The following is a 16,078-nucleotide window of genomic DNA, read 5'->3' as shown; positions in this document are numbered from 1 at the left end:
GGGCCCATTAGGGCAGTTGCGGAGCAACCGATCGGGTTGCCTGTTGCCTAATTGGTCATCATGCTTACTATTTACTGGCATGATGGGCACTTCGACGTGGAACCCGGCCGCTGGGGGCGGGGCGTCGCAGAGCTTTGACCGGGCACAGGGTGCCGGAGATGGAGTTTATTGTGAGCGTTGAGCAGGAAATGACCCCGTTGACTGATGATGAGCTGATGGCGCAGGGCGGCACGGCCCTTCCGGACAAGGAAGTCGCGTCCGTCCTGGACCTGAACGCCGACCTGAACCTGGGCATCAGCGCCGCGGCGCCGATCGACCTCGGCGTCGCAGCCAACGCCAACGTTGCCGCCCCGATCGACGCCGGCGCCTCGGCCAACGTTCTCTCCGTCGGGTCCGAATCGCAGGCACTGGCCGATCAGGGCACCCTGATCAACCAGGGCATCACGGGCGATGCGACGGCGCATTCCGTGCAGGACAGCGGCATCGACCAGGGCACGGGCACCGCCACCGGGCCTGCCTCCACCGACTCGGCCCCGACCCCGGATCCAGTCACGGATCCGACCACGGACCTGGGCGGCACAGACTTGGGCGGCACGGCCCCGGACCTGGGCGGCGCGCTGCCGACGGATGTCGCCGGTGCCGCCGGTGCTGCTGGGGCCGCTGGTGCCCTGAACGGCAACCTGCTCAATGTCGACGTGAACCTGGACGCCAATGCGGGCATCGCAGCGCCCATCAACGGGGCCGTGGCCGCCAACGCCAACGTGGCAGCGCCGATCGACGCGGCCGTCGGCGCCAACATCGGCTCGATCGACAGCAACGCGTACGCAGTTGCCCACCAGGACGCCATCATCAACCAGGACATCCACGGCGATGCCACGTCCTCGGCCGATCAGCAGTCCACTCTGAAGCAGTAGCACCTCGATGAGCACTGTGCATGGAGGGCCGTCCGAACAGGGCGGCCCTCCGGTCCTGCCTGCCAGCGGCGGCGCTGGAACTGCCGGCGGCACGGCCGCTGAAACTCCTGCTGCAACTGCCGCCGGGACTGGCCGCCCGGCGTCGTCCGTGGCGGTCAGCCAGCAGCCGGTTCCGGCGCGCGCCGCCGGCATCCAGCTGATCGGCGAGGCGAAGGGGTCCGGCTACAAGGAAGCCCCGTCCCTGGTGCGCCGTTCCGACGGCCAGACCATCCAGCTCACCCGCCTGCTATACCTTGTGCTCGAGGCGATCGACGGCCGCCGGGACACGGAAGAAATCGCCGAGCACGCCAGCAACAGTTTCGGACGGCTGGTCAGTGCCGATAACGTCCGGACGCTGATTACCTCCCAGCTCCTACCCCTCGGACTCCTCCGGCTGGCTGACGGTTCCGAGCCCGAGGTGAAGAAATCGAACCCGCTGCTGGGCATGCGCTTCCGGTACTCGGTGACCGATCCGGAACGCACCCGGAAGCTCACGGCACCGTTCGCCACGCTGTTCCACCCCCTGATCGTGGTGGCCGTGACTGCTGCCTTCCTGGCCACATGCTGGTGGGTGCTGATGGTCAAGGGGCTGGCGTCGGCCACGCATGAAGCATTCGCCAACCCCGGCCTGGTGCTCCTGATTCTGGTGGTCACCGTGTTCTCTGCCGGTTTCCATGAATTCGGCCATGCCGCCGCTGCCCGCCGCGGCGGGGCAACCCCCGGCGCCATGGGCACGGGACTGTACCTGATGTGGCCGGCCTTCTACACGGATGTCACCGATTCCTACCGGCTGGGGCGGGGCGGCCGCCTCCGCACCGACCTCGGCGGACTGTACTTCAACGCGATCGTAGCCGTCGCGATCATGGGCATCTGGTGGGCCACCGGCTTCGATGCGCTGCTGCTGGTGGTGGTCACCCAGATCCTGCAAATGGTCCGGCAGCTGATGCCGATGGTCCGTTTTGACGGCTATCACATTCTGGCCGACGCCACCGGCGTCCCGGACCTGTTCCAGCGGATCAAACCCACCCTGCTCGCCTTGATACCGTGGCGCCGCACCGGCCCTGAAGCCCGGCTCCTGAAGCCCTGGGCGCGGGCGGTAGTCACCATTTGGGTGCTGGTCACGGTTCCCCTGCTGGTCTTCAGCATGGTCACCATGGTGCTGACCCTGCCGCGAGTCCTCGGGACCGCCTGGGACAACGGACTGAAGCAGCAGGCCATGCTCTCCCACAGCATCTCCGCCGGCGACTTCGCCGACGCCGCGGTCCGGGTGATCGCGATCGCTTGCCTGGCGTTGCCGGTGCTGGGCATCTTGTACATTCTGCTGCGCCTTCTCCGCCAGCTCATCACTGGGCTGTGGCAGAATACCCGCGGCAAGTCGCTGCATCGGGCTACCGCCGTCGTTGCCATCGCGGCCGTTGCCGCCGGCCTCGCGTGGGCCTGGTGGCCCGGCGGCGACGCCTACCGCCCCGTCCAGCCCTACGAGCGCGGCACCCTGGCCGACGCCACTGTGGCAGTCTTCCCCGTTGCGGCCACGGGCCGGATGGCGGAGGGCCAGTCAGGAAGGACCGTTGCCCTGTGGCCGGAGGGCGCCCGGAGACCCACGCGCGACGAGCCCCAGCTCAGCATGGTCCTGGTGCCGCGGCAGGCCGGCGCGGCCGGCGCCGCAGGTCCTGCGGGCGCCGCAGGGGCGCCGACTGCCCCTTCCTGGGTTTTCCCGTTCGACAAGCCGGCCGCTCCCCAGGACGACGGAAACCAGTCCCTCGCGGTCAATACCACTGACGGTTCCGTGGTGTATGACGTCGCCTTCGCCCTGGTCTGGGCCGATGACGGCGACACGGTGGACACCAAGAATGAGGCCTACGCCTTCGCGAACTGCGCAGACTGCGCCGCCGTGGCGGTGGGTTTCCAGGTGGTCCTGATTGTGGGCCAGACCGATGTGATCGTCCCGGAGAACCTCTCGGCGTCCGCCAACTACAACTGCGTACGGTGCCTGACCTATGCCCTGGCGAGCCAACTGGTCCTCACCCTCGACGGTCCCCTGAGCAGCGACGGCACGGCCAGGCTCAACGCGCTGTGGCAGGAGATCGCTGCTTACGGCCGGGACCTGCGCAACCGGCCCCTCTCGGAGATCCAGGACCGGCTCAGCGCGTACAAGGAACAGATCATGGCGGTCATCAAAGCCGATCCCAGTGCCAGCCCGGCCGGGTCCTCCGGCACCGCCGGGACGCCGGGGGCCACACAGGGTGCCGCACCGGGAGCCAGCCCCTCCGCGACACCTGGAGCGACGTCCGGCGCCACGGGAGCCACCCCGGGCAGCACGCAGGCCGCGTCACCGGGCGCCAGGGGGACCACGGCGCCAACCGGCGGTGCTGCGCCGACTGGCGGTGCGGCGTCGTCCGGTCCTGCCCCGGGCTCCGGTGCCACGGTGCCTGCAGAGGAGCAACCGACTGCGCCGGCTCCGGCATCGGGCACGCTCTCACCAGCGCCCGCATCCACCGCGCCGCCCGCACCCTAAGCTGGGGACCCTAACGGCATCCCATCTGACGCAGATGGCCGCAATGAGGACTTCATTCCGGCCATCTGCGTCAGATCGGCGTTCCGTCATGTCGGCGTTCCGTCACGTCGGCGTTCCGTCACGTCGGCGCGTCCCGGAGCCCTCAACCGCCGTATACCTCCTGCGGGCCTTCCATTCCTCCTCGAGGAGGGCGTACACGACTTCCGTGGCCCACTGTCCTTTGTAGTGCCACTTGTCCACCTGGGTGGATTCCAGGCGCATGCCGAGCCGTTCGCAGAGCGCCGCCGAGGCAGTGTTCAGGGCATCGAGCTTGGCGTCTATCCGGTGAAAGCCGAGCTCCTCGAAGCCCAGCTTGAGCAGCGCCCGGGCGGCCTCGCTCGCGATGCCCCGTCCCCGGGCCTCCGGTGCCAGGCTCCAGCCGATCTCGGCCTGGCCCGGCCCCTCCAGCCACTTCAGGACCACCTCACCGAGCAGCCCGGGCGAATCCTGGGCCTCGATGGCCAGTGCAACCCAGTCGCCCTCCTTCTCGAACTCGAAGTTGGCGTACTTGCCCACGGTCTCCATCGACTGGGTATAGCTTTTGGCCTCGCGGGGCAGGAACCGGGCGGTCTCGGGCAGGCAGTGGTACGCGTGGAAGGCGTCGAGGTCGGCGGCTTCGAAGCGCCGCAGCACCAGCCGTTCGGTGCGGAGTGGCAGCGGAGGGAGGGGCGTGGGTTCCTTCATGTCCCCAACGCTACCCTCCGCCCAACTGACTCGCAGTTGAGGCCGTTGTGGGGGCTCAAAACGACCCCTGCTGCGAGCTAGTTGGGGCGGCTACGGAGCAACGGACGCCTGGGCGACGACGGCGGCCGTCGCCTCGGCGATCGCGCGTTCCTCGTCGGTCGGCACGACGAGAACGGGCAGGGCCGACGTCGGGGTGGAAATGACGCGGGGTTCTTTGGACCGCTCCCGGTTCAGCCCGGCGTCGAGCTCCACGCCCAAGGCACCGAGCCGCTGTGCCACAAGGGTCCGGAACTGGTGCGAGTTCTCGCCGATCCCGGCCGTGAACACGAGGGCCTTCGCGCCGCCGACAGCCACGTGGTACCCGCCGATGTACTTCGCGAGCCGGTAGGACGCGACCGCAAGGGCCATCGCCGCCTTGGCGTCGCCGGCCTCCGCGGCCTCCACGACCGAGCGCATGTCGTTGTTTCCGGCAAGGCCCTTGAGCCCGGACTGCCGGTTCAGCATCGAATCCAGGTCCTCGGGGGACCAGCCGGCCCGGCCCAGGAAGACGAGGATGGACGGATCGAGGTCACCGGAGCGGGTGCCCATGACGAGTCCCTCGAGGGGCGTGAAGCCCATGGACGTGTCGATGGACTGGCCGCCGCGGATGGCCGTGACCGAGGCGCCGTTCCCCAGGTGGGCGATGACGGCGTCGAACTCTTCGACCGGAACGTCCAGCAGCGCCGCCGCCCGGTGCGCAACGTACTCGTGCGAGGTGCCGTGGAACCCGTAGCGGCGGATCCCGTGGTTCGTGTAAAGCTCGTCCGGCACCGCGTAGCGCCAGGCGTGCTCCGGCAGGGTGCGGTGGAAGGCGGTGTCGAACACGGCGACCTGCGGCAGCTGCGGCCACTTCTTCGAGATGGCGCGGATGCCCAGGACGTTCGCCGGGTTGTGCAGCGGCGCGAGCGGGTTCAGTCGTTCGATGGCCCGGGTGATCTCGTTGTTGACCAGCACCGGCTCGGCGAAGCGTTCGCCGCCGTGCACCACGCGGTGGCCCACGGCGTCCAGGGCCCGGTCCCCCAGGGCTGCGTGGATGGCCGCGTCCACTTGTTCCAGGGCTTCGGCGTGGTCGCGCGGGCCCTCGATCTGGCCGTCCCCCTCACCGCCGGTGCCCATCCCGATCTTCTCGACCAGACCTTCGGTGAGCACGCTGCCGGCCTCGACATCACGTACCTGGTACTTGAGCGACGATGAGCCGGAGTTGATGACGAGCACGAGCACGGGGCCTCCTAAGCCTTGGCTTCGACGGGAAGTTTGGTTGCTGGCTGGATCTCCGCGGACTGCGCCTGGACGGCGGTGATGGCCACTGTGTTCACGATGTCCTCCACGGTGCAGCCGCGGGAGAGGTCGTTCACCGGCTTACGGAGCCCCTGCAGGACGGGCCCGACGGCGACAGCACCCGAGGACTGTTGCACCGCCTTGTAGGTGTTGTTGCCGGTGTTGAGGTCCGGGAAGATGAACACGGTGGCCTGCCCGGCGACGGTTGAGCCGGGCATCTTGGACTGCGCGATCGCGGCATCCACGGCGGCGTCGTACTGGATGGGGCCCTCGACGGCGAGATCCGGGCGGCGCGCCTTCACCGCTTCGGTGGCCTGCCGGACTTTGTCCACCGCCTCGCCGCTGCCGGATCCGCCCGTGGAGTAGGACAACATGGCCACGCGGGGCTCCACGCCGAACTGGGCGGCGGTCTCGGCCGAGGCCAGCGCGATGTCCGCCAGCTGCTCCGCGTTCGGGTCCGGATTGACCGCGCAGTCGCCGTAGACCAGCACGCGGTCCGGCATCAGCATCAGGAACACGGAGGAGACGATCTTCACGCCGTCGCGGGTCTTGACGAACTCCAGTGCGGGACGGATGGTGTGGGCGGTGGTGTGCGCGGCGCCGGACACCATGCCGTCCACCACGCCCAGCTGCACCATCATGGTGCCGAAATAGCTGCCGTCCAGCATGACTTCCAGCGCCCGGGCGAGGTCCACGCCCTTGTGTGCCCGCAGCTCCGCGTACTTCTGCGCAAACGGCTGGCGCAGCTCCGACGTCGCGGGGTCCACGATGCTCATGCCGGAGAGGTCGATGCCCTGGGTGGACGCCAGCTCCCGGACCGCCGACTCGTTGCCCAGGATCGTGAGATCGCAGACATCGCGCCGGTGCAGAATCTCGGCCGCACGCAGGATCCGCACGTCGTTCCCCTCCGGCAGGACGATGTGCCGGCGCTGCAGCCTGGCCCGCTCAATGAGATCGTGCAGGAACCGCAGCGGCGTCATCCGTTCCGGCCGGGGCAGGTGCAGCCGCTCCAGCAGCTCGGCCTCGTCCACCCGCCTGGCCCACAGGCCCAGGGCGGAGGCCACCTTGCGGCGGTGTCCGGACCAGATCTCGCTGCGCACCTCGGAGACCCGCTTGGCGGTCACGTAGGTGTCGTCGGGGGCAGCGAAGATCGGGAACGGGGCCTGCGCCAGCAGCGAGTAGATGGTGGGATCGGGTGCCAGCCCGCCGGTCAGGATCAGCGCGGACGGGACGGGGAACTCGGGCGAGAACGACGACGCCAGGCAGGCGACCAGCACGTCGGCCCGGTCACCGGGAACGATCACCAGAGCGCCGTCGTCGAGCACGTGCAGGAAGTTGGCGACGTTCATGGCCGCCACTTTGACCGAATGCACGTCACGTTCCAGGTCCGGCAGCCCGGCGACCTGGCCCAGACCCAGGGCCGAGGCGACCTCGCCGGTGGTCGGCCTGGCGATCGCCTCCAGCTCCGGCAGGACGTACACGGGCCGGCCCGAGGCGCCCGGGCGGACGGCCGCGGCAATGCCGTCCAGGTCCTCCGGGTCGGCCCGGTTCACCATGATCGCCAGGAGCGTGCAGCGTTCGGCGAGGAGTTCCTTGCGGGCAACCTCGACGGCGTCGGCCGCTTCCGCGACAGTCCGCCCCTTCGCGCCCACCACAGCCACGATGGAGGCACCCAGATTGTTCGCGAGGCGTGCGTTGAGGTCGAATTCGACGGCGGCGTCCTGGCCGGTGAGGTCCGTTCCCTCCACAATCACCACGTCGCAGTGGCGTGACATTTCGGCGAAGATCTCCACGCACCGGGCGTCGATCTCCGCCCGGTTTCCCTCGGCCAGCAGCCCGCGGACCTCGGTAAACGTCAGGCCGCCGCGGCAGCGCTGGTCGTCAAGGTCGAACCGGGCCTTCATCAGGGCCACCATAGGGTCCGCCGCGGCGTCGTTACCGTGAACCACCGGCTTGAAAAAGCCGATGCGGTCAGCATGGCGGTGCAGCGTGTCCGCCAGCCCCAGCGCTATGAGCGACTTCCCGGATCCCGGTGTGGTCGCGCTGACGTATATCCCCTTGGCCATGATCCGCCCTTAGGTCGTGTCGTGGTGGTGCTCCGTCCCTCCATACTTTCACCAGTTGCCGCAGTTTCTCCATGCGGCGCCCGGAGCCCACGGGGCAGGTCCCGAAATATGCCTGATGTTCGGGCGGATGGGCCGCCAGCTCTTGACAGCGGGCACCCAAATGGGATTACCTAATGAACATTCGGTAAATAAAGCTGGAGGCAACGACGCATGGCTGAAGTGACGATTTCCGGTGACACCCACCCCATCCTCAAAGACGACTACGCATCGGAGTGGATGGGCATCGAAGTTGTGGCACTGGACGACGGACATGCCACGATCCGCATGACGCTCCGGCAGGAAATGCTCAATGGATTCGGCATGGCCCATGGCGGGATGATCTTCGCCTTCGGCGACACAGCTTTCGCGCTGGCCTGCAACCCGGCCAACCCGAAACCGGGCGAAGCCGGGATCGACTCGGGCACAATCACCGTGGCTTCCGGCGTCGACATCAACTTCCTCAAGCCGGCTTTCCGCGGCCAGGTCCTGACCGCCGTCGCCAACCGCCGCGCCAGCACAGGGCGCAGTGGCCTCTACGACATCCAGATCTACGCCGCCGATCCAGGCGAGGGCACTCCGACGGCGGCACCCGCCGGCCCGGCTCCCGCCGCCACGGTTCCGGGCGAACTCCCCACCGACATCGCCCCGGGCGAACTCGTCGCTGAGTTCCGCGGCCGCAGCCGCACCATCTCCAAGAAATAGAAACAGGGAAACACAGATGACCCAAGAAACTGCCGCCGCCACTACCGACGCTGTCCTGGACCGCGAGGAAACCATTTCCCGCGACGAACTCGAGGCGCTCCAGCTCAGCCGCCTGCAGCACACCGTGGCCTACGCCTACGACCGCGTTCCCCTGTACAAGCGCAAGTTCGATGCCGCCGGCGTCCACCCGACCGACCTGCGCGAGCTCTCCGACCTCGGCAAGTTCCCCTTCACCACCAAGGAAGACCTCCGCCTCGAGTACCCGTTCGGCATGTTCGCCGTGCCGCAGCACGAGGTCGCCCGGATCCACGCCAGCTCCGGAACCACGGGCCGCGCCACCGTGGTGGGCTACACGAAGAAGGATCTCGCCGACTGGGCCAAGCTCGTGGCACGCTCGCTGCGCGCCTCCGGCGTCCGGCCGGGCATGAAGGTGCACAACGCCTACGGCTACGGCCTGTTCACCGGCGGCATGGGCGCCCACGCCGGCGCCGAGGCCCTCGGCTGCACCGTCATACCGATCTCCGGCGGCCAGACCGAACGCCAGATCACGCTCATCCAGGACTTCAAGCCCGACGCCATCCTGGCCACCCCCACCTACCTGCTGACCATCGCCGACGCCATGATCAAGCAGGGCATCGACCCGGCCTCCACCTCGCTGAAGTACGCCGTGCTGGGCGCCGAGCCGTGGACCGAGGAAATGCGGCATGAGCTTGAGGTGACCATGAACCTCAAGGCGTGCGACATTTACGGCCTCTCCGAGGTCATGGGCCCGGGCGTGGCCGGCGAAGCCGTGGAGACGCAGGACGGCAGCCACATCTGGGAGGACCACTTCCGTCCCGAGATCATCGACGCCTTCGACCCCTCCGTGGTGCTGGGCGACGGCGAACCCGGCGAGCTGGTCTTCACCTCGCTCACCAAGGAAGCCCTGCCGATCATCCGGTACCGCACCAAGGACCTCACCCGGCTCCTGCCGGGCACCGCGCGGCCGGCACACCGCCGCATGGGCCGCATCACCGGCCGCAGCGATGACATGATCATCCTGCGCGGCGTGAATCTGTTCCCCTCGCAGATCGAGGAAATCGCCCTGCGCATCCCGGAGCTCAGCCCGCACTTCCAACTGGAGCTCACCCGCCCCGAGGGCCATCGGATGGACCAGATGACCGTCAAGATTGAACGCCGCGACACCGTCACGATCGAAAGCGGGGCGGCCGCGGCCAAGGTTCTGCAGCAGCAGATCAAGATCCACGTCGGCTCCTCCTGCACCGTCGACGTCGTCGAGCCCGGCTCGCTGGAGCGGTCCAACGGGAAGCTGCGCCGGATCTACGACATGCGCCCCAAGGGCTGACGCTGCCCGCCGGTCCAGCCACCAGGCCAGCCCGGCCCGCCCGTCCTTCGGGGCCGGGCTGGCCGGGCTGACCGACCGTTCATGAGAAACTAGCGAGTATGCCCAGCACAGCAACCACCACCAAGCGCGGCCGCCCCGGCTATGACCAGCAGTCGGTCCTGCTGATCGCCGTCGACGTCTTCAACCGCCACGGCTACGATGCCACCTCCATGGGCATCCTCGCCGAAAACCTGGGCATCTCGAAGTCCGCGATCTATCACCACGTGCCGTCCAAGGGCGATCTGCTCAAGCTCGCGCTGGATCACGCCCTCGGCGGCCTCGAAGCCATCCTGGACCGGCCCGAGGCGCAGACCGGCTCGGCCGAGGCCCGGCTGGAATTCGTGGTCCGTCAGACCATCTCGGTCCTGGTGGAACGGCTGCCGTTCGTCACGCTGCTGCTGCGCCTGCGCGGCAACACCGAGATCGAGCGGAATGCGCTGGAACGCCGTCGCACCTTCGACCACAAGGTGGCGGCCCTCATATCCGCCGCCCGCGACGAAGGCTCGCTGCGCCAGGACATCGATCCCCGCACCGTCACCCGCCTGCTGTTCGGCACCATCAACTCGATCGTCGAGTGGTACAAGCCCGGCGGCTCGCTGTCCCCGGAGAAGCTGGCCGACGACGTCATCACCATGGCCTTCCACGGCCTCCACGTCCCGCAGTAGGCCCCCCGCTTCCTTGCGCCCTGCGCGGCCGGATCGCCGTCGTCGACACGCTGCAGGCGTGCCTGATTTGGGAACCGCGGCGGATCACCCCGATCTTTGCCGTGCCGGAGCAGGAACTGCCGGCCGAGCCCGCCCCGGAACATCGCGTGGAGCTACGACCAGCGGTTCCTCGACGCCGCACAGATCCACGGATGGCCGCGTGACCCGTTTCGCCGAGTAATACTGGAGCGTCCGGGTCAATGTGCCCTCGCCCGGCTGACGCAGACGACTACTGAATCCGACAGGAGCCCTCGTCGCATGAAAGGATCAGCCGCTACTGGACGACAGTGCCGGTGGAATGCACCACGGTTCCGGTGCTTTGGGTTCGCCCGCTGATGTCGATCTGCAGCTGGCTGCGCTGCAGGGGCGCTTCCAGTGCGTAGGAGAGCTCCGGCAGGGTGGATGTTTGAATGCGGTGGATGAGGTCCTGGACGTCGGCCCTGTCATTGACCGTCACCCTCAGGCTCAGGTCGGGGGCTCTGGCAGTTCCTCTCAGCAGGACCGCGGAACTGATGACACCGGGGAGGGTGTTGATCCGGTTTTCGACGGCGGCGGCGAGGACGGACGGGTCGCAGAGAGTGAATCCCTGACTGCCGTCGCCATGGAGGCGGTAGGCGCCGGCCGTGTTCTTCCTTGGGATCTGGGCGGTGATCCACAGCAGCCCGAGCACCGCGACGATGACGCCAATGATCAGTAGGGCGGCCGCCACCCACGGCTGCGCAAAGAACGCGTTCAGGTCGCCGGTGACAACGGACTCCCAAAAGCGGGCGGTGTTCAAAAAAGCATGCAGTGTCCCGTTGGACTGCAGGAGCAGAGCAGTACCGACGGCCAGGACAATGATGCCGAGAACTGCCAGCCAGATCCGGTTCAGGGTCCCTGCAGTCTGTCTCATCGGAAACCATCCTTCAAATAGTCGCGGCGGGCGGGTGCGCGAATAGTCTTAGTCTCTGGACCGGACCGTGGCGGTAACCTGCGGAACCGGGGAGAGCCCGGTTTCTTCCAGACGGGCCCGGACAGCCTCGATGACCCTGGTGCGCAGGTCCCCCGGCTCGTGCAGGGAAGTCTTCACGCTCAGGTGTACGCGCCGGGTGGTGGCTGTTGCCGCCGCCGAGCCGACGCCGTCGATCTGCAGGCACCGGGCTTTCGCCAGGCGGGCGACGGCGCGGCGGGTCATCACTGTTTCCCGCTCCTGCACCGGCGGCGCCTCGGCCCCCGCGCCGCTGCGGGAATCATCGATTGCGAGGGCATTGAACCCTCCGGGAATGATGGCGCACAGCAACAGGATCACCCCTGCCAGTATGGCGGCTATCCCGATCTGCCCGACGGCGGGGTCGTTCCACGCCAGCGCGGTAAGCCAGTCGCGCGGTCCCTGCAGGAGGGTGGGCCAAGTGCCGTTAACCAGCCGGGTGATGGCCAGCCAGACCAAGGCGACGCCGACGGCCAGAAGCAGGGTTCCGGCGATGAGTGACGGGACGGCGCGGCTGGGCCGGTGCCGCAGGCGCGAGGACCGTTGGCCGTGCCGGCTCATAGCAACCTCCTTCGTCCGTTGGTGTCGGTGGTCAGCCACGAGATCCTGATGTCAACCTCTCGGACGTCAACTCCGGTCAACTCCGTCACCCTGGTCCTGATCCGGCCGCGCAGAGCCTCGGTGGCCTGCCGTAACGGCACCGGGTACAGCATCCCGACCTCGACCTTTAGAGTCGCGATGTTCCCGGCCAGTTCCACGGATGCCTTGGGCCGGGCAGAGAGGTCAGCACGGTTCCCGATACCCAGAAATCCGCCGGAGGAACCCCCGGCGGAGGACTCGTCGCTGGCGACCTGGGCGGCGATTTTCTCGATCACCCTGGCCGCCAGGACGGTCTGCCCCCGCGTGCCCGTCTCGACGAAGTCCGGGCCGGCATCCCCGGCCCCGGGCAAGGACCCGCCCCCGACCCCGTCCCCTGGCAACGGCAGGGCGTGGGCTCCTGGCGGGTTCATCGGCTCGATGCTCTACCGAACAGGGCCTGCAAGTCGAGTTTTCCTTCCGCGACCCGGCCGACCAGCAGTCCGATAAATCCGAGGATCACCGCGGACAGCAGCGCCAGCCAGCCGCCGAAGCCCAGAACGATTCCCAGTACTAGTCCTATCGTCACGCACCAACGTGTAGTAGACATAGCCATCCTTTTTCCTCATCGTCCCGTTCCCCTTGGCGGAGGATTCTGTGACGGGTGGTTACTGCAGTTGGGTCTTCTGGACCTGCTGGTCTTCGTGTTCTTCGTCGGGCAGGTGGACATCGGTGACATTGATGTTCACTTCGAGCACTTCCAGCCCGGTCGCGCGCTCAACGGACTGAATGATGTTGCGGCGGATGGCCTGGCTGACCTCCACCACGGAGAACCCGTAGTCGACGACAATGGAGACGTCGATGGCAGTCTGACGTTCTCCCTTTTCCACGCTGACGCCGCCGCTGACATTGGTCTGGGAACCGGGAATGCGTTCCGTCAGTGCACTGAACGCCCGCCGGCCAGCACTGCCCATGGCGTACACACCGGGAACCTCGCGGGTCGCTATGCCGGCCAGCTTCTGCACTACGGTTTCCTCGATCGTGGTGTCGCCGCGATCGGTGTGCAGTGCGTCCCTCGCCTTCACTAGTTCCGGCGCGCCGCCGCGCATCTGATCGTCGGGTGTGGCCATGACGCCGCTGGCAGTTCCGGGGGTTCTGGGTGTCTCTGTCATGGAAAACATCTCCTCGTGGACTGGTGATCGTACTTACACCGATAAAGACGAAACCCGACAGGAAACGTCACGTGATGGCGCGGATTATTTTCCTCCCTGGGCACCGGAACCTCGGCATGGTTCCCGGCGTCGCCCGGCTGTGGCATATTTGGCCAGATACCGGTAAGTCACCGGACGGGATGGACAGCGCATGGGTGATCATGGCCCCGGCTTCGAACCGGACCTGGACGAAGGGAGCATCGTCGCCCGCGCCCAGGACGGCGACCTGGCAGCATTCGAACACCTGGTGCTCACCTATCAGTACAGAATTTTTCGGCTGGCGTATCGGATGCTCAACGACCATGGCGAAGCCGAAGACATCGTGCAGGAGACTCTGACAACGGGCTGGCGCGGTCTTCCCATGCTCGCTGACGTCGATGCATTCGGTGGCTGGATCTACCGGCTGGCGACGAACAAATGCCTGGACCTGCTGCGTAAGCGGTCCGCCCATGCCGTGAACTGCATCCAACCTGAGGACATGGACGCCATACCCGAAGCCTGCGCCCGCGCGGTGCCGGCCGGTTCGGATCCGTCCCATGAGGCTGAATGGTCCGCCGAACAGGCTGGCCTGACCGCAGTCCTAAACACGCTTCCCCCGGCACAGAGGGCCTGCTGGCTGCTGCGGGAACTGCACGGACGCAGTTACGCCGAGATTGGTGTCACACTGAAGATCAGCCCGACAGCAGTTCGCGGCACACTCGCCCGGGCACGGCACCAGATAGCAGAAGGGATGAGCGAATGGCGCTAGAAGACATCCCCCGGCTCGGCTGCGGCCGAAGCATCGACCGCATCTGGGCCACCATCGACCGGCCACCCACCGCACACGAAGAACATTGTAAACAATGCCAAACTGCCAGAACCCGACTGCAAAGACTCGGCGAAGCAACCCGTTTACTGCGTGAAAGCGACCTTCACGATCCCGCACTGAAACCCCGTCCCGGGATCGAAAACGCCATCATGGATGTGGCTCGCACTGAAGTCCGCCGCGGCAGCAGTATCCTCCTGCGCAGCGCAGACAACGGCACCACGGAGATCAGCGAACAGGCCTTGGGCTCCCTCATCCGCGTCGCGGCGGCAGCGATCCCCGGCGTCTACTCACGACGCTGCCGGATCGAAATACGTTCCGGCACCGCCAGTCTCGCCGGTGAAGACCACCCCTCCGGGACCACCGGTACCGCCACCAATGATGGTCCTCGCCTCATCGTCAATCTTTGGGTGGCCGCCGCCCGGGGGATCATCATCCCTCGAACAATGGAGGCGTTGCGACAAGAGATCAGAAACGCGCTTCCGGCCGGCGTTGGTATTGGCGCCGGAACCGTCAATATCACTGTTGAAGACCTTTACGATGTCTGACCAATCCCTCAAGGGCTCCATCATCACCAGCCGGCTCATTGCCTCCATCGCCACACGCACCACACTGGAAACACCCGGAGTCCTCAGACTTGAACCCACGATCCAAGGCTTCCTGGCGCGGCTCGGTCCCGCCGCCTTGCAAAACCTCCGCAATCCCGGCAGCCAGGACGGCACGTACCGGCAAAACGGCGTCACGGCGACAATCAGCGGAGGCACCGCACGCGTCCACCTCGACATCGCCACCGACATCGCCTACACCGCCCTCGACGTCGCCGAAACAGTTCGACGACGCGTGCGTGAAAACATAAGCCACACCGGCCTCACACCCGGCACGATCGACGTCACCATCCTCGCCATAGAGCCCCACCGCGGCGCAAAAATGCTGTAGCCCGGGGGCAATAGCCGGCTCCACCACCCGGCCGCGCAGCCAGGGGGCATTAGCCGGCTCCACCACCCCGCTGCCACCTTGTATTCATAGCCAGCAGGGCGGCAGAGACCCGGCAGCACGGATTACAGCGGGAAGAGGCACAACAATGGAACTGGTTCAGCTCATCCTGATCATCGCCGGAATCGTCGTCGTCCTGGCGGTCCTGTCCGCCCTGATGTCTTTTGGCCGGCGCAGAGGTGAAAAACGGGTACATGACAAACGACCGGCCACGGACGGGGACCCAACGGCCCAGGACCCCAATAAAGACCGCCGGGACCCATAACGGTTGCCGTTTCTCACGCCCCTGCCCCGGCTGTGGCCCGGCGCGGATCCCGCACGAGCGGTCCGGGGGCACTTTCACGGCGGCGGCACCGGTATCGCTGAGCAAAACCGGCGTGTCCTCGTCAATGGGCCCCCGCCCGGCCGATGACGGCGGCAGCTTCCCCGGACGAACTTCCCCGGACCAAAGAACAGCGCCCCGGCAGGCCCGGACGCTGTTCCCCTCGGGTGTATTGGGTGAAATGCTGTTGGTTAGAGCTGGTAATCAGCTACCGTGGTGATGTTCTCGTGCACGCAGAGAATATTGTGCTCCGAGTCCATGAACCAGGCGCACTTCTCGGAATCCGTTGTGCAAATGTGGTTCTCGGTCTTGAGATCCGGGAGATCGTAGTCCTGGAACGTTACGCCCTTGGCTTCCATCTCCCTGACGGTGCGTTCGATCTCGCTGACTTCGAAACTCAGGGTGGTGTGCTCTGAATGCATCCCATCCTTGACTGGCATCAGCTGCAGCATGGGGCCGCCTTCTGAGCCGAACATTTCGCTTCCGTCCTCAGCCACGCCGCGGTGCGGGAGTCCCAAGGTGTCCGCGTAGAAATGCCGGGCACGCTCTGCATCATCGACTGGCAGGACCGTTGTGGCTTTACTGAGTACTAGGGACATTTCGCCACCTCCTACGAGCACGATTTTACGCCGGAGCGGGGTGGAAAGAACTTGCCAATCGCACCCTCCACCACTGTTGCCCTATCACTTATGGCTGCCATTCCGGGGGCAAAGTCATATGGTCGCTGCAACGCTCTGATTGATGGAGCGTTTGATGGTCAATGTGTTTTCCCTGGATGCGCGTACTGAGTTCTTTGATCTG

Annotated in this window: 17 protein-coding genes; 8 read left to right on the top strand and 9 right to left on the bottom strand. The window is 66.7% G+C overall.

Features of this window, described 5'->3' with window-relative positions; all coding sequences use genetic code 11:
* Positions 1-170: 170 nt before the first annotated feature.
* Positions 171-914 carry a peptidoglycan-binding protein gene (locus ABD243_RS02665; protein WP_344361797.1) on the top strand — a complete coding sequence of 248 codons (744 nt, stop codon included), beginning with the start codon at positions 171-173 and terminating at the stop codon, positions 912-914.
* Positions 915-921: 7 nt separating this feature from the next.
* Positions 922-3,468: a hypothetical protein gene (locus tag ABD243_RS02660; protein WP_344361795.1), complete on the top strand. Its 2,547-nt coding sequence runs from the start codon at positions 922-924 to the stop codon at positions 3,466-3,468.
* A 102-nt stretch (positions 3,469-3,570) separates the two neighbouring features.
* Here the strand turns inward: ABD243_RS02660 and ABD243_RS02655 are convergent, their stop codons facing one another.
* From ABD243_RS02655 to pta, 3 genes are all read right to left on the bottom strand, one after another.
* On the bottom strand, positions 3,571-4,191 hold the full coding sequence (locus ABD243_RS02655) for a GNAT family N-acetyltransferase (protein ID WP_344361792.1): 621 nt from the start codon (positions 4,189-4,191) through the stop codon (positions 3,571-3,573).
* A gap of 90 nt (positions 4,192-4,281) precedes the next feature.
* Positions 4,282-5,451, bottom strand: a complete 1,170-nt coding sequence (locus ABD243_RS02650; RefSeq protein ID WP_344361789.1) for an acetate kinase — start codon at positions 5,449-5,451, stop codon at positions 4,282-4,284.
* 8 nt (positions 5,452-5,459) lie between these two features.
* Positions 5,460-7,574, bottom strand: coding sequence for a phosphate acetyltransferase (gene pta, locus ABD243_RS02645; RefSeq protein WP_344361787.1), 2,115 nt, complete (start codon positions 7,572-7,574; stop codon positions 5,460-5,462).
* A gap of 210 nt (positions 7,575-7,784) precedes the next feature.
* Between pta and ABD243_RS02640 the strand changes: the two genes are divergently transcribed.
* The 3 genes from ABD243_RS02640 (at position 7,785) to ABD243_RS02630 (ending at position 10,364) form a co-directional block, all read left to right on the top strand.
* The gene (locus ABD243_RS02640; RefSeq protein ID WP_344361785.1) at positions 7,785-8,315 is read left to right on the top strand and encodes a hotdog fold thioesterase; all 531 of its coding nucleotides are present in this window, start codon (positions 7,785-7,787) and stop codon (positions 8,313-8,315) included.
* A 16-nt stretch (positions 8,316-8,331) separates the two neighbouring features.
* Positions 8,332-9,660 carry a phenylacetate--CoA ligase PaaK gene (paaK, locus tag ABD243_RS02635; protein WP_344361782.1) on the top strand — a complete coding sequence of 443 codons (1,329 nt, stop codon included), beginning with the start codon at positions 8,332-8,334 and terminating at the stop codon, positions 9,658-9,660.
* A gap of 98 nt (positions 9,661-9,758) precedes the next feature.
* Positions 9,759-10,364 (top strand): TetR/AcrR family transcriptional regulator, encoded by a 606-nt coding sequence (locus ABD243_RS02630; RefSeq protein WP_344361779.1) that lies wholly within the window; start codon positions 9,759-9,761, stop codon positions 10,362-10,364.
* 313 nt (positions 10,365-10,677) lie between these two features.
* On the opposite strand, the gene ABD243_RS02625 is transcribed toward ABD243_RS02630, so the two are convergent.
* From ABD243_RS02625 to ABD243_RS02605, 5 genes are read right to left on the bottom strand one after another with little or no spacing between them, the layout of a single operon-like run.
* On the bottom strand, positions 10,678-11,295 hold the full coding sequence (locus tag ABD243_RS02625; RefSeq protein ID WP_344361776.1) for an Asp23/Gls24 family envelope stress response protein: 618 nt from the start codon (positions 11,293-11,295) through the stop codon (positions 10,678-10,680).
* Between the two features lie 48 nt (positions 11,296-11,343).
* A complete protein-coding gene (locus tag ABD243_RS02620) occupies positions 11,344-11,931 on the bottom strand; it encodes a DUF6286 domain-containing protein (protein ID WP_344361774.1) in 588 nt (195 codons plus the stop codon).
* On the bottom strand, positions 11,928-12,380 hold the full coding sequence (locus ABD243_RS02615) for an Asp23/Gls24 family envelope stress response protein (RefSeq protein ID WP_344361771.1): 453 nt from the start codon (positions 12,378-12,380) through the stop codon (positions 11,928-11,930). Before ABD243_RS02615 ends, ABD243_RS02620 begins: the two co-directional genes overlap by 4 nt.
* Positions 12,377-12,556 carry a hypothetical protein gene (locus ABD243_RS02610; protein ID WP_344361769.1) on the bottom strand — a complete coding sequence of 60 codons (180 nt, stop codon included), beginning with the start codon at positions 12,554-12,556 and terminating at the stop codon, positions 12,377-12,379. Before ABD243_RS02610 ends, ABD243_RS02615 begins: the two co-directional genes overlap by 4 nt.
* 58 nt (positions 12,557-12,614) lie before the next feature.
* The gene (locus ABD243_RS02605; RefSeq protein WP_344362097.1) at positions 12,615-13,055 is read right to left on the bottom strand and encodes an Asp23/Gls24 family envelope stress response protein; all 441 of its coding nucleotides are present in this window, start codon (positions 13,053-13,055) and stop codon (positions 12,615-12,617) included.
* A 253-nt stretch (positions 13,056-13,308) separates the two neighbouring features.
* Between ABD243_RS02605 and ABD243_RS02600 the strand changes: the two genes are divergently transcribed.
* The 3 genes from ABD243_RS02600 to ABD243_RS02590 are packed head-to-tail and all read left to right on the top strand — an operon-like array spanning position 13,309 to position 14,898.
* Entirely contained in the window at positions 13,309-13,905 is a 597-nt protein-coding gene (locus ABD243_RS02600; RefSeq protein WP_344361766.1) for an RNA polymerase sigma factor, read from the top strand.
* A complete protein-coding gene (locus tag ABD243_RS02595) occupies positions 13,896-14,510 on the top strand; it encodes an Asp23/Gls24 family envelope stress response protein (protein WP_344361763.1) in 615 nt (204 codons plus the stop codon). The genes ABD243_RS02600 and ABD243_RS02595 overlap by 10 nt, the downstream gene beginning before the upstream one ends.
* A complete protein-coding gene (locus ABD243_RS02590) occupies positions 14,503-14,898 on the top strand; it encodes an Asp23/Gls24 family envelope stress response protein (RefSeq protein WP_344361761.1) in 396 nt (131 codons plus the stop codon). Before ABD243_RS02595 ends, ABD243_RS02590 begins: the two co-directional genes overlap by 8 nt.
* Positions 14,899-15,468: 570 nt before the next feature.
* Here ABD243_RS02590 and ABD243_RS02585 read toward each other — a convergent pair.
* Positions 15,469-15,876, bottom strand: a complete 408-nt coding sequence (locus tag ABD243_RS02585; protein WP_116765250.1) for a VOC family protein — start codon at positions 15,874-15,876, stop codon at positions 15,469-15,471.
* Positions 15,877-16,078: the final 202 nt, after the last annotated feature.

It is taken from the genome of Arthrobacter humicola (assembly GCF_039531445.1).
Lineage (GTDB): Bacteria > Actinomycetota > Actinomycetes > Actinomycetales > Micrococcaceae > Arthrobacter > Arthrobacter humicola.
Note: the sequence above shows the minus strand (reverse complement) of the source record. Positions and strands in the feature narration are given on the sequence as shown.

Bases quoted from the DNA above. Each gene is read 5' to 3' on its own strand.
- ABD243_RS02660 (WP_344361795.1), top strand. From the start codon at position 922: ATGAGCACTGTGCATGGAGGGCCGTCCGAACAGGGCGGCCCTCCGGTC.
- ABD243_RS02655 (WP_344361792.1), bottom strand. From the start codon at position 4,191: ATGAAGGAACCCACGCCCCTCCCTCCGCTGCCACTCCGCACCGAACGG.
- pta (WP_344361787.1), bottom strand. From the start codon at position 7,574: ATGGCCAAGGGGATATACGTCAGCGCGACCACACCGGGATCCGGGAAG.
- ABD243_RS02640 (WP_344361785.1), top strand. From the start codon at position 7,785: ATGGCTGAAGTGACGATTTCCGGTGACACCCACCCCATCCTCAAAGAC.
- paaK (WP_344361782.1), top strand. From the start codon at position 8,332: ATGACCCAAGAAACTGCCGCCGCCACTACCGACGCTGTCCTGGACCGC.
- ABD243_RS02630 (WP_344361779.1), top strand. From the start codon at position 9,759: ATGCCCAGCACAGCAACCACCACCAAGCGCGGCCGCCCCGGCTATGAC.
- ABD243_RS02625 (WP_344361776.1), bottom strand. From the start codon at position 11,295: ATGAGACAGACTGCAGGGACCCTGAACCGGATCTGGCTGGCAGTTCTC.
- ABD243_RS02620 (WP_344361774.1), bottom strand. From the start codon at position 11,931: ATGAGCCGGCACGGCCAACGGTCCTCGCGCCTGCGGCACCGGCCCAGC.
- ABD243_RS02615 (WP_344361771.1), bottom strand. From the start codon at position 12,380: ATGAACCCGCCAGGAGCCCACGCCCTGCCGTTGCCAGGGGACGGGGTC.
- ABD243_RS02610 (WP_344361769.1), bottom strand. From the start codon at position 12,556: ATGTCTACTACACGTTGGTGCGTGACGATAGGACTAGTACTGGGAATC.
- ABD243_RS02605 (WP_344362097.1), bottom strand. From the start codon at position 13,055: ATGCGCGGCGGCGCGCCGGAACTAGTGAAGGCGAGGGACGCACTGCAC.
- ABD243_RS02600 (WP_344361766.1), top strand. From the start codon at position 13,309: ATGGGTGATCATGGCCCCGGCTTCGAACCGGACCTGGACGAAGGGAGC.
- ABD243_RS02595 (WP_344361763.1), top strand. From the start codon at position 13,896: ATGGCGCTAGAAGACATCCCCCGGCTCGGCTGCGGCCGAAGCATCGAC.
- ABD243_RS02590 (WP_344361761.1), top strand. From the start codon at position 14,503: ATGTCTGACCAATCCCTCAAGGGCTCCATCATCACCAGCCGGCTCATT.
- ABD243_RS02585 (WP_116765250.1), bottom strand. From the start codon at position 15,876: ATGTCCCTAGTACTCAGTAAAGCCACAACGGTCCTGCCAGTCGATGAT.